Source organism: Pedobacter sp. KH_004 (genome assembly GCF_057840755.1).
Genome location: NZ_CM174519.1, coordinates 4,437,583 through 4,460,266, shown reverse-complemented (window position 1 = coordinate 4,460,266; position 22,684 = coordinate 4,437,583). Strand labels below are relative to the sequence as shown.

General features: G+C 38.3%; 21 protein-coding genes. 13 read left to right on the top strand and 8 right to left on the bottom strand.

Annotated features, from left to right (window positions below; genetic code table 11):
• Window positions 1-84 precede the first annotated feature (84 nt).
• From AC3ITD_RS19215 to ygiD, 5 genes are all read left to right on the top strand, one after another.
• Complete coding sequence (locus AC3ITD_RS19215) at window positions 85-489, top strand: HYC_CC_PP family protein (protein WP_489362197.1); 405 nt, start codon at window positions 85-87, stop codon at window positions 487-489.
• A 130-nt stretch (window positions 490-619) separates the two neighbouring features.
• Window positions 620-1,156 (top strand): heavy-metal-associated domain-containing protein, encoded by a 537-nt coding sequence (locus AC3ITD_RS19210; protein WP_489362195.1) that lies wholly within the window; start codon window positions 620-622, stop codon window positions 1,154-1,156.
• Between the two features lies 1 nt (window position 1,157).
• The gene (locus AC3ITD_RS19205) at window positions 1,158-1,973 is read left to right on the top strand and encodes a hypothetical protein (protein ID WP_489362193.1); all 816 of its coding nucleotides are present in this window, start codon (window positions 1,158-1,160) and stop codon (window positions 1,971-1,973) included.
• Window positions 1,974-2,056: 83 nt separating this feature from the next.
• Complete coding sequence (locus tag AC3ITD_RS19200) at window positions 2,057-2,560, top strand: DUF3347 domain-containing protein (RefSeq protein WP_489362191.1); 504 nt, start codon at window positions 2,057-2,059, stop codon at window positions 2,558-2,560.
• 280 nt (window positions 2,561-2,840) lie between these two features.
• Complete coding sequence (gene ygiD / locus AC3ITD_RS19195) at window positions 2,841-3,665, top strand: 4,5-DOPA-extradiol-dioxygenase (RefSeq protein WP_489362189.1); 825 nt, start codon at window positions 2,841-2,843, stop codon at window positions 3,663-3,665.
• A gap of 165 nt (window positions 3,666-3,830) precedes the next feature.
• Here ygiD and AC3ITD_RS19190 read toward each other — a convergent pair whose 3' ends face one another.
• Window positions 3,831-4,367 (bottom strand): YfiT family bacillithiol transferase, encoded by a 537-nt coding sequence (locus AC3ITD_RS19190; RefSeq protein ID WP_489362187.1) that lies wholly within the window; start codon window positions 4,365-4,367, stop codon window positions 3,831-3,833.
• Window positions 4,368-4,507: 140 nt separating this feature from the next.
• Here AC3ITD_RS19190 and AC3ITD_RS19185 point away from each other — a divergent pair, with 140 nt between their 5' ends.
• From AC3ITD_RS19185 to AC3ITD_RS19165, 5 genes are all read left to right on the top strand, one after another.
• Window positions 4,508-5,695 (top strand): hypothetical protein, encoded by a 1,188-nt coding sequence (locus AC3ITD_RS19185; protein WP_489362185.1) that lies wholly within the window; start codon window positions 4,508-4,510, stop codon window positions 5,693-5,695.
• A gap of 272 nt (window positions 5,696-5,967) precedes the next feature.
• The gene (locus AC3ITD_RS19180; RefSeq protein ID WP_489362183.1) at window positions 5,968-8,355 is read left to right on the top strand and encodes a S9 family peptidase; all 2,388 of its coding nucleotides are present in this window, start codon (window positions 5,968-5,970) and stop codon (window positions 8,353-8,355) included.
• Window positions 8,356-8,889: 534 nt separating this feature from the next.
• Window positions 8,890-9,522, top strand: coding sequence for a peroxiredoxin (locus tag AC3ITD_RS19175; RefSeq protein WP_025141704.1), 633 nt, complete (start codon window positions 8,890-8,892; stop codon window positions 9,520-9,522).
• A 14-nt stretch (window positions 9,523-9,536) separates the two neighbouring features.
• Window positions 9,537-9,845: a thioredoxin family protein gene (locus tag AC3ITD_RS19170; RefSeq protein ID WP_489362180.1), complete on the top strand. Its 309-nt coding sequence runs from the start codon at window positions 9,537-9,539 to the stop codon at window positions 9,843-9,845.
• Window positions 9,845-10,093, top strand: a complete 249-nt coding sequence (locus tag AC3ITD_RS19165) for a DUF6952 family protein (RefSeq protein WP_265797217.1) — start codon at window positions 9,845-9,847, stop codon at window positions 10,091-10,093. The genes AC3ITD_RS19170 and AC3ITD_RS19165 overlap by 1 nt, the downstream gene beginning before the upstream one ends.
• 384 nt (window positions 10,094-10,477) lie before the next feature.
• Here AC3ITD_RS19165 and AC3ITD_RS19160 read toward each other — a convergent pair whose 3' ends face one another.
• The 5 genes from AC3ITD_RS19160 to AC3ITD_RS19140 form a co-directional block, all read right to left on the bottom strand.
• The gene (locus AC3ITD_RS19160; RefSeq protein ID WP_489362177.1) at window positions 10,478-13,063 is read right to left on the bottom strand and encodes a phosphoenolpyruvate carboxylase; all 2,586 of its coding nucleotides are present in this window, start codon (window positions 13,061-13,063) and stop codon (window positions 10,478-10,480) included.
• Between the two features lie 262 nt (window positions 13,064-13,325).
• Window positions 13,326-14,873: a DHA2 family efflux MFS transporter permease subunit gene (locus AC3ITD_RS19155; RefSeq protein WP_489362175.1), complete on the bottom strand. Its 1,548-nt coding sequence runs from the start codon at window positions 14,871-14,873 to the stop codon at window positions 13,326-13,328.
• Window positions 14,874-14,880: 7 nt separating this feature from the next.
• Window positions 14,881-15,918 carry an HlyD family secretion protein gene (locus AC3ITD_RS19150; protein WP_265797214.1) on the bottom strand — a complete coding sequence of 346 codons (1,038 nt, stop codon included), beginning with the start codon at window positions 15,916-15,918 and terminating at the stop codon, window positions 14,881-14,883.
• Window positions 15,919-15,926: 8 nt separating this feature from the next.
• A complete protein-coding gene (locus AC3ITD_RS19145; protein ID WP_056850623.1) occupies window positions 15,927-17,246 on the bottom strand; it encodes a TolC family protein in 1,320 nt (439 codons plus the stop codon).
• Complete coding sequence (locus AC3ITD_RS19140) at window positions 17,243-17,869, bottom strand: TetR/AcrR family transcriptional regulator (RefSeq protein ID WP_265797212.1); 627 nt, start codon at window positions 17,867-17,869, stop codon at window positions 17,243-17,245. The genes AC3ITD_RS19145 and AC3ITD_RS19140 overlap by 4 nt, the downstream gene beginning before the upstream one ends.
• A 134-nt stretch (window positions 17,870-18,003) precedes the next feature.
• Between AC3ITD_RS19140 and AC3ITD_RS19135 the strand changes: the two genes are divergently transcribed.
• The 3 genes from AC3ITD_RS19135 (at window position 18,004) to AC3ITD_RS19125 (ending at window position 21,354) form a co-directional block, all read left to right on the top strand.
• Window positions 18,004-20,475, top strand: coding sequence for a bifunctional glycoside hydrolase family 9 protein/polysaccharide deacetylase (locus AC3ITD_RS19135; RefSeq protein WP_489362172.1), 2,472 nt, complete (start codon window positions 18,004-18,006; stop codon window positions 20,473-20,475).
• Window positions 20,476-20,549: 74 nt separating this feature from the next.
• Window positions 20,550-20,735 (top strand): hypothetical protein, encoded by a 186-nt coding sequence (locus AC3ITD_RS19130; protein ID WP_489362170.1) that lies wholly within the window; start codon window positions 20,550-20,552, stop codon window positions 20,733-20,735.
• Between the two features lie 55 nt (window positions 20,736-20,790).
• Window positions 20,791-21,354 carry a DUF2911 domain-containing protein gene (locus AC3ITD_RS19125; RefSeq protein WP_489362168.1) on the top strand — a complete coding sequence of 188 codons (564 nt, stop codon included), beginning with the start codon at window positions 20,791-20,793 and terminating at the stop codon, window positions 21,352-21,354.
• Window positions 21,355-21,427: 73 nt separating this feature from the next.
• Here AC3ITD_RS19125 and AC3ITD_RS19120 read toward each other — a convergent pair whose 3' ends face one another.
• On the bottom strand, window positions 21,428-21,886 hold the full coding sequence (locus tag AC3ITD_RS19120; protein WP_489362166.1) for a hypothetical protein: 459 nt from the start codon (window positions 21,884-21,886) through the stop codon (window positions 21,428-21,430).
• Window positions 21,887-22,534: 648 nt separating this feature from the next.
• Complete coding sequence (locus AC3ITD_RS19115; protein ID WP_489362164.1) at window positions 22,535-22,681, bottom strand: hypothetical protein; 147 nt, start codon at window positions 22,679-22,681, stop codon at window positions 22,535-22,537.
• Window positions 22,682-22,684 lie beyond the last annotated feature (3 nt).

Genomic DNA, 22,684 nt, shown 5'->3' with positions numbered 1-22,684 from the left:
TTTGAGGCTAAATTAAACTAAAAAATGAATTTCAATAAATAATGAGTGGCATTATTCAATTTTTTTTGCCATATCTTTGTACAAATGAAGTTAAAACAAAAAATAGCACTTTCTTTGGCCGTATTCTATGCGGTTAGTGTTATGGGTTTGGCTTTAAGTTTGCATTTTTGCGGCGGCAAACTCGAGAATGTTAAGCTGTTTAGCAATGAAATTTCTTGTAAGTTTTGTGCAGATATTCCTGCTGAAAAAATTAAGGATGATGGCTGTTGCAAAAACACGCAGGTAACCGTTAAAGTTAAGGATAGTCACCAAACTGAGGCACAAACACAAATGCCAAAGTTATTTTCTATTCAACTGTTTCTACATCCGCCGGTTTTAGAATTTCTTTCAAATATCACTCCCGCATATTTTAGCAAAATCAGCAATAAAGCACCTCCGATTTCTTTAGGGGTTGCTTTGCATGTTTTCAATTGCATTTTCAGGAATTAGGATTATTCTTCATGTCTGTTACCTCGAAAGAAGTGTAACGGACTGAGAGAGATCTATATGAATTAGATTTCTCCGTCGTGGATCACTCAGTCGAAATGACGAGTAATTAAACATTCTAATTCCAAAAATCATGAAAACAATAAAATTATTCAGCATTATTATGCTAATCTTCGCCGCACAGGTTTCGGCACAACAAATATCAACAGCCGATTTACAGGTAACTGGTTTAACCTGTTCAATGTGTTCCAACGCCACTCAAAAATCTTTAGAATCTTTGGGTTTCATCAACTCTGTTAAACCAGATTTAAACAAAAACATCTTCGTTTTAAATTTCAAGAAAGGCGCTGATATCAACTTAGATATGGTGCGCAAAAAAGTACAGGATGCGGGCTTTTCGGTTGGTGGTTTAACCGCGGATTTCACTTTTAATCAGGTGAAAATAGATGATAAAGGTCAGGCAATTGTTGATGGTAATGTTTATCGTTTTGTAAACGCCAAAAACAAAACTTTAAACGGAACGGTAAAAGCCTCGGTTATTGATAAGAATTTCATTTCAGGTTCTGCATTTAAAAAACAGTCGGCTACCGTAAATTCTGATGCGTATGCAAACGGAACTGCTGTTGTAAATGGTAAAAAAATGCGTGTTTATCACTTGGTTCTTTCTTAAGATGAGAAGGATTTTTTTAACGGCGCTGATTTTGATTGGCGCCGCTGGTGTGGCTTTTAGTCAGGAGTTGTACGTTTTCACGGAGCCAGCAAGCAATATGCCCACCAAATCAATTGGTGTTCGTATTACCAATGAGGGCATGTTTAACAATCCTGGTTTTGTGAGCAGAACTATTCCAGAAGTCATGTTTGGTTTCAACAAAAACCTGATGATGCATGCACAAGGTTTTCTGTCAGATTTCGACGGCCGTTTTCGTGTGGAGGGTGGAAGTTTATATGCCAAATATCGTTTTTTATCAATTGACGAAAGCCAAAGTCATTTCAGGGCTGCTGCGTTTGGTAGAATAAGTACAAGCAAAAGGCCGGGATTTAGCAGGGATATTAATTTAGAAGGGGATAATAGTGGATGGCAAGCGGGGTTAATATTTACGCAACTGTTGCATAAACTGGCAATTTCAGCAACATTAGGTTATTCAAACGCTTTTGAAAAAAACGATAAGGTGCTAAGACTGAATACGCCACAACCTGACCAGATGCTTTCTTATAGTTTATCTTCCGGATATCTGGTTTTGCCTTTCGTGTACAAAGACTACAAGCAACCTAATTTTAATTTGTATTTTGAAATATTGGGAAAGACAGATCCAAACTCAGGCGAATCGTATTTGGATTTGGCCCCTGCCTTTCAGGTTATTTTGAATAGCACAACCAGGATCGACTTGGGCTACCGCTTTCAGGCGACAGGAAATATGGCCAATAGATATACAAAAAACATGTATCTGCTGAGAGCAGAATTTAACTTTTTTAATGCTTTAAAATAAATTAAAGTTGAACGTCAAGTAAGCAACTAAAATTAATATGTTGATTATACAAGCTTCAGCGCAAATAAAACAATATACTCAAGATGAAAAAAACAATGATCATGATGGCTATTATTGCCATTGCAACAACGAAATTAACTTTCGCACAAAGTAAAACTGATGCTGCTTTTAACCAAGTGTTAACGGCTTATTACGATGTGAAGAATGCGCTAGCAACCGATAAGAAAGATGTAGCAGCCGAAAAAGTGAAAGCATTATCAGCAAAAGTAGAGGCTATCCCCCACAAAGATTTGCCAGCCACACAACACACACTGTGGATGGAACAGGCAAAAATAATTAAGGCAAAAGCAACTGAATTAGCTGCAGGAAAAGATATCAAAGCACAACGAAAATCTTTTGAAGGAATTTCTTCAGCGATGATTAAAACCGTACGGAACATTCAATTTAACAATGCTACGGTTTACGTTCAGCACTGCCCAATGGCGAAAGCAAGCTGGTTGAATGAAAAAGAAAGCATCGAAAACCCGTATTATGGAAGCATGATGTTTGAGTGTGGCGATGTTTCTGAAACGATAAAATCAAATTAGTGAAACTGCACATTGTAAACATGATGTGCAACCCTTAAAAAATCAAAGTAAAAGCCGAGCTCAAAAGGCCCGGCTTTTACTTTTTAAATAGGAATTTTTATCTCTCGCTTAGACCGTTCGGCCGCCATAAACCACAGTCGCTTATCAAGCGCCTCGCTTTTGATTGTCTACAATTTAACTTAACGGATAAAAATGAAAATAGTTAGCTAACCCTTTTTCCTAACATACATCAAGCTGTCGGAAGATGGAATAAAGTAACTTTAAAGATAATTTTAACATCATGTCAACATTATCACAATTTAGAAGCTTTACCCAACGTTTGCCACAAACCGATTTAATGCCAACGATTTTTATTGGACATGGCTCGCCGATGAACGGCATTGAAAACAATGAGTTTAGCCAAAGCTGGGCAGACCTTGCAAAAAATATTCCGGTACCAAAAGCGGTCGTGGTGGTTTCTGCACATTGGTATACCCATGGTACTTTTGTTACCGCGATGGATTTTCCTTCAACCATTCATGATTTTGGGGGATTTCCGCAAGCACTTTTCGATGTTCAATATCCTGCACCGGGCGATGCTAAACTGGCCACTGAAATTCCAACATTAGTTCATTCTACAATTATTGGTTTAGACCACGATTGGGGTTTGGATCATGGCACCTGGACCGTTGTAAAACACATGTATCCCGAAGCCAACATTCCAGTTCTTCAATTGAGTATCGATTATACAAAATCTCCAGAGCAACATTATGAAATCGCCAAAGAAATGTATGCACTGCGCAAGAAGGGTGTCTTGGTTATTGGCAGCGGAAACATGGTGCATAATCTCCGCATGTTAAGCTGGGAAATGATTAACGGCGGCGGGTACGATTGGGCAAATGAGATGAATGACAAATTCAAAAATCTTATTGCAAATGGCGATCACCAACCGCTCATCAATTACAGAAACTTAGGCACCGAGGCCATGTTGGCCATTCCTACGCCAGAGCATTATTTGCCCTTGATTTATAATTTAGGATTGAAAAATGATAAAGAAGAGGTTTCTTTCTTTAACGATAAAGCAGTTGGTGGTTCATTAACCATGACCTCTGTTTTAGTGGGATAAACTGCTGTCATGTTGATATTGAAAGCATCTTAGGAAGATTGAAAAATTCTTCACCACCTTCAGAAGGCAAATTAAAATGCTGCTTTAAATTCTATACAGTTCTATTATTACACGCATGCATTGCGATATGGGATGCTAATGCTGATGGACATTTATCGAAGAGGGTTACGAGGTTAAGTCTTTAAATATGGTATTTGTAATATGTGCTAAATGATGTTTTCCATGCCACGCATAATTACCCAACATATTGGCCAAGGTAAATTCTTTTCCATATTCTGGGTGAATGAATTTTCGTTGATAATCTTCCAACTTTAGCGTTTTTAAAAAAGCTACCCAGCGCTGATGCAAACCTTCCAAAAGAATAATGGACATCTCAATATCGCCATTTTTTGCTTCTTCACACTCTGCCCAACGTTCTTCATAATAAGGCCTGATGATTGGCATATCCTCTGTGATAGTTTGTTTGAAACGAATGTAGGCATTCATGTGGCTATCCGGAAGGTGATGAACAACTTGCCTTAATGTCCACCCTTCGGGGCGATAAGCTTGGTTTAGTTGCTTTTTGCTTAGATTTTCAGTTGCATTTTTGATTTTTTCTGGCAAAGCCTCGATCTCAGCTATCCAGATTTTAGCCTGCCTATCGTCAAAAATTTCAGGCATATTAAACTGCCCGATTGGGTATTTAAGTTGTTCTAAATCCATAAAAGCAAATTATGCCTTTTTCAATGAATTTTTGTAAAAATGTTTAGAAATTTACCATTTAGGAAGGTAAGAAAAATCAATTCATTTCATTAAAAATTCATTCATTTAAAGCATATTGCAATTAATTTTAGACACCACCAATGAAGAAGTTGTTTTTTGCCTTCGCATTTTTAGTTCCCTTGATGATTCATGCTCAAACCATTAAAACAGACGTGCTTGTTTTAGGTAATTCAAATGCTGCTTTTGCCGCAGGCGTTCAAGCTGCCGAATCGGGTGTAAATGCAATTGTTTTAACACAGCGTGATGGTTTCAAACTAAGTGGTCTTAAAAGTTTACCTCAAAATGGCGTGGTGAGGGCTTTCGAAAAGAGAGCCAGAAAGTCTTTAAAACTTGCCGATAGTGTTTCATTACCCGAAATGACCAATCAAATTGTAAACGCAGTAATTAAAAATTGGGCTGATAGCGCTAAACTTCTTGATGTTATCAACAATACGCCATACTATCATATTAAACGTTCTGGAAGTGGTTGGGAAGCTAAATTGACCAAAGAAAAAAGTATTAAAGCAAAGGTATTGGTTGTAACTGATCAGATTGAAAAGATACTTCCAGCTTTAAAAATAGAAACTTTAAAACCAGCAGAAGCAAATACTATTAATTATGCTGAAAACTTATATCGTACAACAATTGCTGGCATAAATGGAACATCTAATTATCTTTCGCTTTATAATTTGCTGATTCCAAACCAGGAAAATATTTTATACATCAAAACTGATAATTTTGAAATCGGACAGGCGGCTGGTGCCGCCGCAGCGTATGCAGCATTTTATAAAACCAAAACTAGCTTATCAAACTTAAAAAGCATTCAAGGGAAATTATTAGCTTACAAATTGTCGTTAATGCCTTTTGAGGATGTTAAAATCGTTGATTCAAATTGGCTGGCGATTCAAAAAGTGGGCATTACCGGAATTTTAAAAGCGGATATAGAAAATGGGAAGGTTTATTTTCAACCCGAAAAGGCAGTTAACTACAATGAAATAAAGCAACCTCTAAAAAATTACTACTACAAAGCTCAAATCTGGTTTGATGATCATCAAAACATTCCAATCAATCTAGATAACACCATTTCGATGGTCTGTTATGTTGGGAATAAAGCCGTTGTTGCAGCCAGAAATGAAATTGAGAAGAAGTGGAACAAGACTTATAAATTTTCTTCCAAATACGATTTGAAAAAGGTTTTAACACGACGAGAATTTTCAGTGATCATCAACGAATTTTTAAAGCCTTTTGATGATGTGAACGTGGATAGAACTGGGCGGGTAATGCGATAAAAGCTGGCCGCAGATTCGCAGATTATTAAACAAAATTATTTCAAAAAATTAAGCCAGTTTTTTGCTCCCCTATCAGCGGAAGTAATGAAATATAGAACAATACTATCCCGTCACTTTTCAGAGAGGGATTTAATGGACGCTAAGGAAAAACAAGTGGGTTAAAAGTCTTTGCAATCAACACTCAATTAATACGGTGAAGCGTTGTAACATTTCCATTTCCTTGGCACATTAGCTCGGGCATTGTCTAAATTGCAGCATCCAAACAAAAATTCATGAAAAAATATATACTTTTCTTATTGATCTGCTCAAGTGAGTACACTTTCGCACAACAAATAGGTCCATTAACGGTAGAAAAAATTATGCGAGACCCAAAATGGATGGGAAGTTCGCCTACAAATTTCCGCTGGACGGCAGATAGCAAAACTTTATACTTTAACTGGAATCCTGAAAGCAATGCAAAAGAGGCATTATATAAAATATCAACTTCGAATTCAAACCCAATTAAAGCCGTTAATCAGGAAGATGAAAAATTACTCAACGTAAATTATGTTTACAACAAAGATAAATCGTTGGGGTTGGTAGAAAAGAGCGGTGATATTTATCTTCAAAATTTTAAAACAAAGAAAGAAAATCGGTTAACAAATACACTGGAGAGGGAAAGCAGCCCTGTTTTTTTAAGCAACGGAGATGTCGTTTACCAATTAGGTGAGAATTTATTTCAGCTTGATTTGAATACAGCTGGGACTAAGCAAATAACCAATTTCGTTAAGGGTAAAGCTTCTGGAAAAATAAGTTCCAAGCCTGCTACCGAACAAGATGGTTGGCTTAAGGCTCAGCAAACAGAGCTGTTCGATATCATTAAAAAAAGAAATGCAGAAACTCGTGGTGGTACAGGTCGTGGAGGCAGAAGTCGCTTCAGCGGACAATCTGGCGATACAAAAGCTTTAAAACCGCTTTACACTGATGATCGGTTTTTAAACAATGTCGTCATTAGCCCTAATGGTCGTTTTGTAACCTACAAATTAACGGCTCCGGCTCAAAATAACCACAATACCGTAATACCAAATTATGTAACGGCATCTGGCTATACGGAAGATATTCCCGGCAGAACCAAAGTTGGCGAAAATGAAAGTGTATCCCAAGGATTTATTTACGATACGCAAAGAGATTCAGTATATGCCATTCAAACCGCTACCATTCCAGGGATTAAAGATATTCCTGATTTTTATAAGGATTATCCAAAAGTACTGGATTCTTTAAAGAAGAAAAATAATGATAGGGTAGTGAATTTTTTCGGCCCATTGTGGAATGAGAATGGAAGTGCTGCAGTTATGGTAGCAACTTCTACAGATAATAAGGACCGCTGGATTTTAAACTTAGATGCTTCGACAGGCAAATTCAATTTAATAGATCGTCAGCATGATGAGGCATGGATTGGTGGCCCCGGCATTAGCGGTTTTTTTCAAGGAAGCACGGGTTGGGTAGATAACAACCATTTTTATTATCAAAGCGAGGCCACCGGTTATTCACACTTATATGTTGCAGATATTTCAACCGGCGCTAAAAAGCAACTCACTTCTGGTAAATGGGAAGTTCAATCGGTTCAGTTAGCAGAAGACAAACAAAGCTTTTATTTTAAAGCAAATAAGGAACATCCAGGCATTACAAATTTCTTTAGAATTGGTGTAAACGGTGGTGAGCTGGTTCAAATTACAACCATGAAAGGTTTAAATGATATCACACTGTCGCCCGATGAAAAGTATCTTGCCATCAATTATTCTTATCTAAATAAACCAGGCGAGCTATATATTCAACCAAACAAACTTGGGGCAAAAGCAGTAAAAGTTACGGAGTCTACCACGAAAGAATTTAACTCATATAAATGGCGTGAACCCGATATGGTTTCGTTTAAAAACCGCTACGGTGCTGAGGTTTACGCAAGAGTTTATAAATCTGATCATCCGCATCCAAACCACCCGGCAGTGGTTTTCGTTCATGGAGCTGGTTATTTACAAAATGTGCACTTTGGTTGGAGTACCTATTTCAGGGAGTTTATGTTCAACAATTTGCTGGCCGACAATGGCTACACGGTAATCGACATTGATTACACTGCAAGTTCAGGTTACGGTCGCGATCACAGAACAGGTATTTACCGCCACATGGGTGGAAAAGATTTAACAGACCAGGTTGATGGTGTTAAGTTTCTGGTAGAAAATTATGGTGTTAATCCTAAACATGTGGGTTTATATGGTGGTTCTTACGGCGGCTTTATTACGCTAATGGCGATGTTTAATGAACCGAACGTTTTTGCCAGCGGCGCTGCTTTGCGTTCGGTTACCGACTGGGCACATTACAATCATGGTTACACTTCCAATATTTTAAACGAACCTTTTAACGACCCGATTGCCTACAAACAAAGCTCGCCAATTTATTTTGCTGATAAATTGAAAGGCAATTTATTAATGGCGCATGGAATGGTTGATGTGAATGTTCATTTTCAGGATATTGTTAGGATTACACAGCGCTTCATCGAACTCGGAAAAAATAATTGGGAACTGGCTGTTTATCCAGTTGAAGACCATGGCTTCATAGAGCCAAGCAGCTGGACGGATGAATATAAAAGGATATTCAAATTGTATGAAGATACATTGAAGGAATAGGGTTAGAGCTATTAAATAAACCACCCCCATTCCCCATCTATAAAAATAAGGAGGGGAGTTGGATTTTGCATGATAAAAATTGCTGCCTAAGTTATTAGCGGTAGGTTTAACCTACTGAACTAAAATTTTAAGGAAAATCTGCCTAAGAGTAACAACTCCCCTCCTTTTTTAGGAGGGGTAAGAGGGTGGTAAACCTGGCAACCTACATTGATTTAATCTCAAGACCTGCGGGTTTCTATTAGCCAACCTGATAGATGCGAAAATTCTTTTAATAAGCAGCAACCCGAATAGGCTTTCATGCTGAGGTACCAAGCAATCCTACTACAATCGCGGTTAACGCAGTGCTTTAAAATTGCTTCGTACCTCGCAATGACGACAAAATCAAAGCCAAATATTCAAAAATTATATATATTTTAATCATTATAGTTTTTGACTATATCGTCATCAATAAATACAATCAACAATTACTAGATCCGGGTTGATTTGGACTTGTTTTCACCGTACCTTTGCGCTATAAAATTAAAGACAAAAATTATGGCAATAGTAGGTAAAAAATTTCCGAGTGTTAGTATTGATGCAATGTCAGACATGGGTGATGACTTGAAAATCAATGTATTTGAAGAGGCTGTAAATAAGAATAGCAAAGTGTTATTATTCTGGTATCCAAAAGATTTTACTTTTGTTTGCCCTACAGAATTACATGCTTTCCAAGCTGCTTTACCTGAGTTTGAAAAAAGAAATACAATTGTAATTGGTGCATCGTGCGATACTAACGAAGTTCACTTCGCATGGTTAAATACACCGAAAGATAACGGTGGTATTGAAGGTGTCACATACCCGATTTTAGCTGATACACACAGACAATTATCTGGAATTTTAGATATTTTAGATCAAGAAGTTAACTACGATGAAGAAGGAAATGAATCATTCTCTGGTTCAAATGTGTCTTTCAGAGCAACTTACTTAATCGACGAAACTGGTAAAGTTTTCCACGAAAGTGTTAACGATATGCCCCTTGGCAGAAACGTGAAAGAATATTTGCGTTTAATTGATGCTTATGCGCACGTTCAAAAACACGGCGAAGTTTGTCCTGCAAACTGGGAAGAAGGAAAAGAAGCAATGAACGCAAACAGAACTGGCGTTGCTGAATATTTAGCTGCTAACTAATTAAATAAAACGTTATGTTTTTAGAATTAACAGAAGATAATCTTCAACAGTATTTGGCCGATAACACGAAAGTTATGGTTCAGTATGCTGCATCTTGGTGCGGAAACTGCAGAATCATGAAACCGAAGTTTAAAAAGCTGGCTGCTGAAAATGAAGATGTAGCTTTCTTAATTGTTGATGCCGAAAAACTTCCAAACTCACGCAAATTTGCAAACGTTGATAATTTACCAACGTTTGCAGCTTTCGAAGGCGGTAATTTGGTAGATCAGGTACAAACCAACAAGGCGGAAGGTTTAATTGAACTTTTTAATAAGATTAAGTAATGAAAATTCCGGTTATAAGACAATTATTTCAAAATACCACTCCTGCTCAATTGGAGACGACTTTGGAAGTTTTAGAGGCTTTCTGTGAGTTTAGAGGGGTTAGCGAGCATGAAGTTGATGTTGCTGGCGAAATGATTACCAATATTTGTGGTGCGCTTGAGGTGCACCAGATGGTAAACGATGGTGCGGCTGAAAAAGATGCACTTAACGCTTTCGGTCAGAAAGTAATGGGCTCGATTGATAGATAATTTTCTTTATCAGGCGCTTTAAAATATCAAGCCCTTTGCGAAACGCAAGGGGTTTTTTGTGATCTTCTTTGTTGATAGCAGTCATACTGAATTTATTTCAGCATCTTTTCTGCTAGGCCGCCCTGTCATTAAGACCCTGAAATGAATTCAGTGTGACGACCATTCATATTATCAATCTGAGTTACACAAAGAATCTTGTGCCTAAAAAATACCATATTTTGGATGATTTCTGAACGTTCCTTTTCTGCAACTAGGGTGGGGATTCTTCACTGCGTTCAGAATGACAAGTGCAAAAAAAGGTCTGTGAAAGACACAGACCTCGGTAGCTAAAACTTATATTTCCTTGAATGTCTTATGTGTTAAGTTAATCTGCGGCTCAATCTCTTAGGCCAAATTCCTACCTGCATTTACAATACCAAAAACCGTTCTAACCGCTAGTTTTTCTAAAGCTGTTTGATCCTTTTCATTTTGATCATGCTGCAGTTTCTCCAAAGCGAAATGTTGAATTAAAACCAATGGTAATATAATCTTTTCGCGGGTAGCGATAGATTTTTTATCCACTGGATAATTTGCCATTAAAGTTTCTTGGCCTGATAATTTCAAAAGCATCTCTTTGGTTAATTGGAATTCATCATGTAGCTGAGTCCAGAAAGCGCCAAAAGTTTTATCATTAGCTAAATGAGCCGTAATCACAAAGTCTGATTTGCTCATGCTCATCATGCAGTTATCCACAATGGTCTTTAGATAATCAGAATCTTCGTAAACCTTAACTACTTTGCTCCAATTGCCAGCTTTCTCCTGGTTTTTCATAGCCGTTCCCATTCCGTAAAAACCAGGAACATTTTGCTTCAGCATACTCCATGCGGTGACAAAGCTAATTGCCCTTAAATCTTCCAGTTTCATTTCCCCGCCACCGTTTCTTTTAACTGGTCGGCTGCTAATATTTGCTTGCGAAAGCAGTTTCAACGGAGAAAGTTTTTCGAGATAACTCACAAAAAGAGGATGCTCGCGTAGATCGACGAATGCCTTGTATCCATCATCGGCCATTTCATCAAGTAAGGCTTTATTTTCAGAGTCTAACAAAACGTTGTGTTTCTCTTTTAATCCAGAAGAAATACCCGCATTAATTAATTGCTCGATATTAAATTCCGCGCTTTCAATTGAACCATACTGCGAACTGATGGTTTGGCCTTGAACGGTTAACTGTATGTTTTTATTGGCAATTTCTTTCCCCATTGAAGCGTAAAAACGGTGTGTTTTACCTCCACCACGAGAAGGCGGACCGCCGCGACCATCGAAGAATGCCAGCTGAATATTATGTTTTTTGGAAACCTCAGAAAGTGAGGTTTTACCATTAAAAATTGACCAATTTGCCATTAGATAACCACCATCTTTGGTACTGTCTGAATAGCCCAGCATAATGTCTTGCTTATTTCCACGGCTAGCCAAATGCGCTTTGTAAAACGGGTTGCTATACAGCGTATCCATAATAACCGCAGCACCTTTCAAATCATTTACAGTCTCAAAAAGCGGTACAAAATCAATGGTCAAGTTATCTTTGCTCCAGCCATTCCAAAGGAAAAGCTCAATCAATTGTAAAATGTCGCTGGCTTGCTGACAATTACTAATAATAAATCGATGGCAAGCCTTTTCGCCATTGCGCCTCTGGATGCCCTTAATTTCTTTGATGGTTTGAATGGTATCTTCAATCAAAGCATCTCCTTCACTAGCATAAACAGGCTTGGCTTCTTTAAAAGAAATTAACTTCAGTTTTTCGACTTCTGATAATTGATCGTAATCTTCAGGGTATAAAGATGATATTGGTTTATTTTGACGACAATAAGCATGAACACTTCTTAACACCCTGCTATCCTGGCGAATGTCTAATGAAGCAAAATAATTGCCATACAAATCAATTTTGCGGATTAAATCGTTAACTAAATCAACAAATAAACCTTCATGCTCTTTTAAGAGCGTATCCTTAATTTTATTTAGGTTTTCGCGTAACTCATCAGAAATATCATGCAGTTCGCAGCTCTGATCAAAAGCATTCTGATAAAGCACATCATGTAATTTCGAAATATTTTCTTCAACACCCCTAAAGGTAATGCGGCGTTTAATTACTCTAAAATCACGATAATAACAGCGGAACAGGATTTGTCGCAACATCTTGGAAACCTCCAGCGTAGTATCAGCATGGATGTTTGGATTACCATCTCTGTCGCCCCCTGGCCAGAAACCTAGCTCCAAAATCTTCTTTGTTTCAAGATTATATTCATCTAAATTTTGATCGATTTCCTCCTGAATATTTGCAGCAGCGAAGTAAAAAGTATTCTCTAGAAACCAGGCAAGATTTAAAGCTTCATCAACCGGAGTCGGCGATTTCTTATTAAAAAATGGTGTCTTGCCGAGTTGTTGCAGCAAAGAATTCATCGCCGTAATATCGTTATCGCGAATGGCCTTGGTTAAATCAGTAATAATTGCCAGAACATTTCCAGGATAAAACTGAGTGGGGTGAGCCGTTAAAACCAAACGTAGTGATAACTCATCGATAAGTTTTTCAATTTTAGCCAACATGGGCTTGTTATCTGCATTCTTTTTTAAAATGAAAGCGAGTGTACTTTGCTCATCTGTAGTGTTTAACTTCGTAAATGAGGCGTCTTCAACAGCATCAAAAAGCACAACCTGGCGCTCTATGTATTGAATGAAGCGGAATAGTAAATCAATAATGTCTTTCCTATCTATATAACTTGTAAACTTCGCAAAAAATTCTTCGATAATTTGAGCTGGTTTTTGGCCGCTTCCAATCCCTTCTTCGCAACTCTTAAAAAACAGGGGCAATAATGTTCCGGTATCCTTTATTTTATAAAACGGAAGGGTTAAAAACAGACTATTAAAGAGTTCGAATTTTGAGATAACCTCATTATTAAAAATTGATTCTCGTTGTGTTGTTAAACGAAGTTTTGGCATAGCTTAAACAATAGTTTTGTATACGGTAATACTACAAAAAATGCATAAGGTATTAAAATTCTAGGGCTTACAATTTGGATAATTATAGAATAATTTTTAATTTTAGAATCTTATTTGGCTACTATGTGGCTACATAAGAACATTTGCAATGTTTAAGGGCATTGCATTGATTGTTAATTTTTTGGGTTAAAACAGCCGATGTAATAAAATACACCGGCTGTTTTTGTTTTCTGATATCTTTTACGCCAATTGTTTGCCAACTTTAGTGTGCATCGGTAACAATATTTGCGTTTTTCTTAAATTTTTGCAGATATAAGAGTGGGATCGAGAACAACATAATTAATCCTGCCACCCAATAAGCATCATTATAAGTGAGCAACATGGTTTGCTTAATAACAGTTCCTTCAATTGCTTTCATTGCCATAAGTTTAGCATCAATAAAGGATGAACCTTTGGCCACAAAACCGCTTGTTAGGGCATTCAATTTTTGAATAAATGCGGGGTTGTATTCGTTAATGTTGGCCAGTAAACTACTTCTGTGAAAACCTGAACGAACGTGAATTAATGTTGTTAATGCCGCAATACCGAATGATCCTCCCAATTGCCTGCTCATGTTATTCAAACCAGATCCTTGTCCAATTTCAGCACCAGATAAATCCTGCATCGCCAGTGTAGTTAATGGAACGAATAACAATGCCATACCAAATCCTCTGATTACCAGTGGCCAGAAAAAATCTCCTGTTCCTGATGCCAGTGTAGAGTTGCTTAACATCCAACAGAAAACGAAGAATAAAAACATTCCTCCAGTTGCCATAAATTGTGCTGGCACACCCTTTTTAAGCATTATACCAATAAAAGGCATCATAGCAATGGTACAAATACCGCCAGCAATGAAAAGCTTTCCGGTTTGTAAAGGGGTAAACCCTAACAAGTTTTGGGCGAAAACCGGGAATACGAAAACAGAACCATATAATCCAAATCCTAAAATAAAGGATGTGAACATCCCGATGGAGAAACTTCGCTTTTTCATAATCCGCAGATTCACAATGGGGTGATCGGTGGCAGTTTCCCGCCAGATGAATAATAATAACCCAAAAACCGATACTACCGCTAATGCTGTAATGTATGGAGTAGAAAACCAATCCTCACTCTCGCCTTTTTCCAATACGGTTTGTAAACTACCTACCGCTACGGCCAGTAAGACAATTCCCCACCAGTCAACAGGTTTACCCTGTCCATCTTTAGGCGTTTCTCGAATAAATGTGTAGGTACAGTAGGCGGCGAGTATCCCGACGGGAATATTAACGTAGAAAATCCAAGGCCAATCGGCAATTTCCAAAATGTAACCCCCAATGGTTGGGCCAACGGTTGGGCCAACAACGGCTCCTAAACCAAACAAGGCGGTTGCAATACCCACATCTTCGCGAGGCCATGTTTCTATCAGAATAGCTTGTGCCGTTGAGATTAAACCTCCCCCGGCTACACCCTGTAAAATCCTAAATAAAATTAGCTCATTTAATGATGTGGCATTACCGCACAAAAATGAGACGAGTGTAAAAACAATAATCGAGGTTAAGAAATAATTTTTACGCCCGAAACGACTTCCCAACCAACCCGACATCGGCAGGATGATTACATTCGCAACGGCGTAACCAGTAGATAGCCAGGCGATATCCTCCAGGGTAGCGCCCAGGTTTCCCTGTATTTGTGGGATGGCCACATTCACAATGGTTGTATCAATCAGCTCCAGTAAAGAAGCGGTGATCACTGTAAATGTGATAATCCATTTTTTTAAACCTACTTCGGCCATTTTGATATTAATTAGTAGAAACCGAAGCTTTAACGCTCATTCCAGGGCGTAGTTTAGCTAACATTTCTTTTGATGGATGAATTTTAATTTTTACCGGAATACGCTGAACAACTTTTACGAAGTTACCTGTAGCATTATCAGGAGGCAATAACGAACCTTTTGCGCCAGTAATTGGTGAAAAATTATAGACCTCCCCTTCAATTTTCTCATCTGGATAAGCATCCACCTCAATCTCAACTTTTGATCCTGTTTTAATTTTCTCCAACTGTGTTTCCTTAAAGTTTGCCGTTACATAGATACTTCCATCGTTTACGACAGAAAACAACGACTGCCCTGGCTGAATCAGTTGTCCTTTTTGAACATTCTTTTTAGACACTATGCCGCTTGCGGGTGCTTTAATATCAGTATATGATAGTTGTAGTTTTGCGAAATCAATATCGCTTTGGCGTTGACTAATTACATTGCTGCTTACCGCTAATTGAGATTGAGTAGTTCCAACCTGTTTAACCGCAGCCTGATATTGATCTACAGCCGCACGATAAGCTGCCTGAGCAGATTCTTGAGTCGCTTTAGCCTGATCAAATGCCTGCTGCGTAATTGAACCGTCTTTTACCAAATTTGCGTAACGGGCAAAGTCTTTGTTTGCTAAGTTCAATTTCACTTTCGCTGCATCAACATTTGCTTTTGCAGTACTTGTATTTGCTTGTGTCGCTATAATTTGCGATTGAGCCACACCTACCCCAGCGTTAGCGCCTTTCTGACCAGCTTGCGCCTGTTCTAATTTTACTTTATAATCGGCATCATCAAGTTTCACCAGAATTTGCCCTTCTGTTACGTGAGTATTTTCTTCAAAATTGATATCCTTTACATAACCGCCAACACGGGCAACAACAGGACTGATATCTCCGTCAATTTGGGCATCGTCGGTATCTACATGTTTGCTAAAATAAGTCCATTCTTTGATACCAAATATGATACCTATAACTAGTAAAACACCTAAAATAATAGGTACTACTAAATTCTTTTTTTTCTTCTCAGTTGTCATTGCTGTATTTATTGCGTTATTTTTCCTGTTGATTTTAATAAGGTGTAGTAAGCCAAACCAGCGTCGGCTTTTGCTATTTCTAAGTTTATTTTTGCCTGATATAGTAAAGTTTCAGCATCAATTCTATCGGTAACTGAAGCCACATTGTTTTTGTATTTCGAAGCCAATAACTTATCGTTCTCAGTAGCCTGAGCAATAGAAGTTTCCAACACCTGGATCTTGTTCATTGCTACCTGATAGTTTTGAAAGTTTTTATTGATGTCGGTTTTTACATTGTCCGATAGAATATCTTTCTGGATAGAAATTTCGCTCTGTTGAATTTTAGCTTCACTCACTTTATTTCTGTTTGTCCATAGGCTACCAATATTCCATGAAACGGTTGCGCCCACTGTTACTGGTAACAAATATTGATTTACCGGAGGGATAAAACTGCCACTCGGATTGATATAATACAAATTCGCACCTACGCCAACGGTTGGTAAAGTATTGGCTTTAATGGTTTTGATGTTATAGTCAGCAACTTTATTCTGAACATCAAGTTGTTTTAACTCCTGGCGATTTGCCATGGCCAGATTTATGTAATCGGCCAGCGAACTTGCTGTTTTCAAACCTGCTGACGGATCTACAATTTTAACTTCGGTATCTTCAGGCAAGCCTAACAAAATATCGAGATTATAGTTAATTACTTTGCGATTGCTTTCTATGTCCATTTGCGTAAGGGTTACGTTAGCCTGTTGCAACTGAAATCGCAATACATCGTTTTTAGTCACAATGCCCTGCTCAAAGAACCGTTGTGCCTGTTTAATTTGTGCTGCAATTGATTCTAAATTTTGTTGAACCACCTTTTTGCTTTGCTCAATTTTGTACAGATTATAGTACGTGTTAATTACCGCATAAGTAATCTCCTCTTTGCTTTTATCGGCATCCAAACGGGCAACATCTGCTAATAATTTGGTCGATTCTTTTGCGTATTTTAACTTTCCTCCTCCATAAACCAGCTCCTGTACGGCTGCAGTACCTACAAACGCATCGGCTCTGCGGGGTAAATTAAAGGCAGTTGTACCTTCGCCTAAACTAAAAGTATGCGTTGGTATTTCGGCATGATTATACATAAAGCTGGCATTGGCCGTTGGAAGAACATTGTCTTTTACCACTTCCAATTGCGCCACCGCCTGGTCTATTTTGTTTTGGGAAAGTTTTAGGTTTTTACTATTGGCAATGCCAAGTTCAATAGCTTGATTGATGGTTAACTCCTTTGAGCTTTGAGCAAATAAGGCTGCAGGAATTAATGATGCCGCAAGCATTAATCTAATCGATTTGGGTATCATTTTTTTGATGTTAAATAAACTGTTACAAGGTTTTGCAAATGGGCGACTACTCGCTCTTTAATAATTTTGTTCTCTTTTGGATTAGATAAGTCGATGGCTTTATCGTTAGAAATTTTATGTGGAGCAATTACAACATTTGTTAAGGTCCCCATAATGGTGGCAATAATCATCCTCACATCAACATTGCCGAAGCTTCCGTCTTCAATTCCATCTATAATAATCCTGTCCAGAAGCGACATATTTCTACTCATCGCATTTTTAATCTTATCATACATATCTGGCCGTTGAGTAAGGGAAAGCTCTCTGTGCATCATTTTGTGAAATGCAATGTTCGAAAATATCCGGTTTGCATAACCTTCAATCACTTTGTGCAATTTTTCTAAGGACGATATTTTATCTTCATTAATAATCTTTAATTGAGAGGCGAAACCCTCAATGCGATTATTCATTATTTCTATAAAAACTCCTTCTTTCGACCCGAAATAATAATTGATCATTGCCATGTTGGCTCCAGATTCCTTTGAAATCTGCCTGGTTGACGTGCCCTCATATCCTGTTTCGCAAAACAGTTTTTCGGCTGCATCTAGAATGGCTTGTTTTTTATCTACTTTTTCTGTCTTCATCTTTTGATGGCACAAAATTAATCAATCGTTTGATTAACTTCCAAATCAAATACTACTTCTTTTACATTATCTTGATAAAAGCCTAATTTTAAGGCTAGAAAAATTTTGCTATGATGAAAAAGGCTTCTCTATTAATGTTAGTGCTCTTATGTATTCTTTCATTATTCTCCTTCCGGGATAAAAATCGGGAGCAAAGCTGGATCAGGATTAACCTGCTTGGTTATCCGGTAAATGGATCAAAGGTGGCGGTTTGGGCTAGTAAATCCGATCAAGCTCCTGCCCTGTTTGAGTTGATCGAGGAAAAAACTAAAAAGGTTGTTTACACCTCGCTCAACGTTAAACCATTCGGCGCCTATGGCCCTTTCAAACAAACTGCACGAATTAATTTTTCTGGCTTTAATAAATCAGGGAGATTTTACATCAGAGCCGATGGTGTTTTATCGCCGCTGGTTATTATTAAAGATGATGTTTACAAAGGTGCGGCCGATTTCTGTCTTCGTTACATGCGCCAGCAAAGGAGTGGTTTTAATCCTTATTTAAAAGATAGCTGCCATACCCATGATGGTTTTTCGCTATACGGCGCTAAAGCTGGAATAAAAGATAGTACCCATTTCGGTGCTTCTGGCGGCTGGCATGATGCGAGTGATTACCTCCAATATTCCACCACTTCGGCGAATGCCACTTATCATTTACTGATGGCCTATCGGGATTTTCCTGCTGTTTTTACCGATGAAAAACAAGCAAACGGTTTAGACGGAAAAAACGGCAAGGCCGATGTTTTGGACGAAGCAAAATGGGGATTGGATTGGCTTTTAAAAATGCATCCAAAGAAAAAAGTGATGTTTAACCAGTTGGCCGATGACCGTGACCATATTTCGATGAGAATTCCGAAAGAAGATAGCCAATACGGAAAGGGCTTCGAACGACCGCTATATTTCATCAACGGGAAACCGCAGCAACGTGGCAAATTTTTGAATGCCACAACGGGAACAAGTTCTACCGCAGCAAAGTTCGCCAGCGCTTTTAATTTAGGTGCAAAGTTATTTAATAGTACCGATCAGAAATACTCGGTTCTGCTCGCCAGGAAGGGGAACTCTGCATTGAGTTTCGCACTGCAGAAACCGGGCGTTACGCAAACTGCATCTGTCAAATCGCCCTATATTTATGCGGAAGACAATTGGGTTGACGATATGGAACTGGCTATGGCTTCAGTTGGCTTTGCAAAGGCCGATTTAAAAGCATCTAAGTTGGCCTTAGCTTACGCCGACCAGGAAAAAGTAACACCATGGTTAGCTAAAGATACCGCAGCACATTATCAATATTATCCATTCATCAACCTCGGTCATTATGAACTTGCGAAACAACTCACCGGAGCAGAAAGACAGAAAATTGAACGCTATTACAAAGAAGGAATCGAGCAAGTTTGGGCTCGGGCAAAAACAAATGCCTTTTATCGGGGCGTCCCTTTTATCTGGTGTAGCAATAATTTAACCGTGGCCTTTGCCATGCAATGTAAATGGTATGAAGAACTAACGGGAGATAATCAGTTTACCGCATTAGAGCAAGCTAACTTCGACTGGATTTTTGGTTGTAATCCATGGGGAACAAGCATGATCTATGGTTTGCCCAACTGGGCTGACACCCCTGCCGACCCACATTCAGCATTTACCCATTTAAAAAATTATCCCACCGACGGAGGTTTAGTTGACGGCCCGGTTTACACCAACATCTATAATAGTTTAATTGGCATCAAATTATCAGAGGCTGATGAATACGCCGAATTTCAAAGTAACTTGGCTGTTTATCACGATGATTATGGTGATTACAGTACCAACGAACCCACCATGGATGGTACAGCTTCGTTAATTTACCTGCTGGCGGCAAAAGAAAATCAGGCGAAAACAGCCAGCAACAAAACGTACAGTTTTGGTGCCAATATCCGAGGAGATTCAACAGTGAAAAAGATTTCACTGGTTTTTACAGGTGATGAATTTGCTGATGGTGGAGATAAAATACTTCAAACACTAATGGATGAAAATGTAAAAGCATCGTTCTTTCTGACCGGAAACTTTTATAAAAACCCCAGGTTTAAATTACTGATAAAAAGATTAAAGTCGGCCGGGCATTATCTGGGAGCACATTCGGACAAACATTTGCTTTACTGCGACTGGAAAAATCGCGATAGCCTGCTTGTTACCCAAAAACAATTTGATGAAGATTTGGATGCGAATTACGCAGCGATGACCAGTTTTGGAATTAAGAAAAGTGATGCATCCTACTTTCTTCCTCCATATGAATGGTACAACGAAAAGATAGCCAGCTGGACCCGTTTAAAAGGCTTGCAGCTTATCAACTTTACACCAGGAACCCGATCCAATGCAGATTATACTTTTCCTGAAATGGGCTCAAGTTATCGTACAACAGATGAGATCTATAAATCCATTACCAACTTCAATGAACAAAAGACCAATGGATTAAACGGATTTTATTTGTTGTTACACATTGGCACTGATACCAAAAGAAAGGATAAGTTTTACGACCGCCTGCCCCACTTAATACGCTATTTGAAAAAAGATGGCTACCAGTTAAGTAGAATTGACAATTAATTATGAATATTGATAATCATTGAAGAACCAAATTTTAAAATAAATATTAACTTTGCTTCCAAATAACAAAAAATATGAGTGTACAAGAAAACAGCAGCAATAATTTCAACTGGTTATATTATGCTTTAGGTTTATTCTTCGGGATTTTAACTGGAGCTGTAATTACGCAGAGCTATATTTTCGCATTATTAGGTGGCGTTTTGGGTTTGTTAACTGCAGGCTTATTTTTAAATGCTATAGTAAAAGGCAGAAAATACTAATCCACCCCCAATTAGTTCCACATCCCTTTTTAAACATTAATAACTCATACAGCAAATGAAAAGAATATTCATTGTTGTTTTCGCTCTTTTGTGCTTCGGAGTAAAAGCTCAAGAAACTTCCTCAAATGAGGTTAAGTTTCCGGCAGCAGATCCGAGTCCTGCAGATATAGTTTACTTTCCTTTAAATGCCCCAAAAGCGAAGGATGCCACTAAACCGGTAATCAAAATTGTTTATTCTCGCCCGCAGAGAAAAGGGCGTGATATCTTTGGTGTATTAGAGCAGTACGGAAAGGTTTGGCGCTTCGGTGCTAATGAAAATACGGAAATTCAGTTTTTCAAAAAAGTAAATATTGGAGGAAAAAAAATAAAAGCTGGAACGTACAGTTTATTTGCCATTCCAAATAAAGACAGCTGGACAATTATTGTAAATAGCCAAACCGATAAATGGGGCGCTTTTTCTTATGATGAAACCAAGGATGTTGTGAGGACAAATGTATCTGTTAAGGCGTTAGCAAAACCAATAGAATACTTTTCGTTAACTTTTATTGCAAAGGAAGGTGGCGCAAAACTTGTTATCGGCTGGGATAAAATCCAGGCAGAGCTGCCAATAACATTTTAGAGTAAATATTTATAAAATATCAAAGCCCCGACCAAAAAAAATCGGGGCTTTCTTGTTTAATCAAAACGAAATGTTAAACAAGTTTTTTTACTGAACTCTCGCCACTGATGAACATTTTATACACCTGTGTAATTTTCCATTCACCATTTTTATTCTTTTCTATCACTACAATATTCTGTTGATTGCCATCAAACAGGTCGTAATTAATATCCACTCGGGCAATTACCAAAGCATCTGTTTCTGAAATTATTGTTGAGCTAATATTGCAATCTCTCTGTTTAACGCCATCATTTTTTTTGAGCTGGTTCAAAACATCTACGCCTCTGTGCTTAATCACCCGAACATCTCGATTAGAAGTATATACAGCATCATCACTTAAAATGGCTTTTAACATCTTATAATTAGAGTTGATGTAACTATCCATAAAATGATTGAGAACCGAGTTGTGGCTTGCTGTTGGTTTTTCGCCAGCAAAAATGTTGTTTGTGATTATCATACCTAGTAATAAAATCACCAATGCGTTGAGTTTCATAATTATTTGTGTTTTTTTATTAAATATCGGTGTGAATAGAAAATTAAAATATGCCGATAACACCATAATTATCAGTTAATTAAATTTGCTCGGACATAAAAAACCCTCTCCATAATTTGAAGAGGGTAATCAAAAAAACTAAAATATATTTGGGTTGTCGAGTAGACCTGAGGAATTTCACCCCAAGTCCCCCATAGAACCGTACTTGATAGTCTCCCATCAAGCGGCTCTTATTAACCAATACCCCAGTACCGAGCTAGGCACTAGTGTTTTGCTTTCATCTTTTGTTACCTCCTGACTAATCAGTTTCACGCCAGATATAGAAAGCGTGTTAATACACCCCTTCGCTCCATTCCCATCACAGGAACTTCAGCATTACTACGAGATGTTCCGCCGTGCCACCCATCGGTACTTTCCCTCTTGCTGTGTCTTCAACTTGAGGTTTTCTCTTAACATCGTGGCCACAGGTTCTCACGTTCCCTCCAGAAGCCTGTGCTAAGCTCGTGCCACCTATACGCCGGATGCCGCAGAACCAATAAACAGGTGATCGTTCTGCTTGTCCCTCAGCGCTATTGTACCTCGGTTTCGATATCATCTAATCCTTTCTACGCCTCATCGTTGGTTCACTTGCGTTCACCTTCTTAGCACTCACTTGACACCTTTAATGATGCCTTTTCCGCTAACGCTCACTACCAAGGCACTTAACCAAAGTAGCTTAGCGGCAGTTTGAAACCTGCTCCTGTAAGCCGATTCCCAGGAGCCGTCTCTCGTCTTCTGAACAGCATCAACTTTCATAAG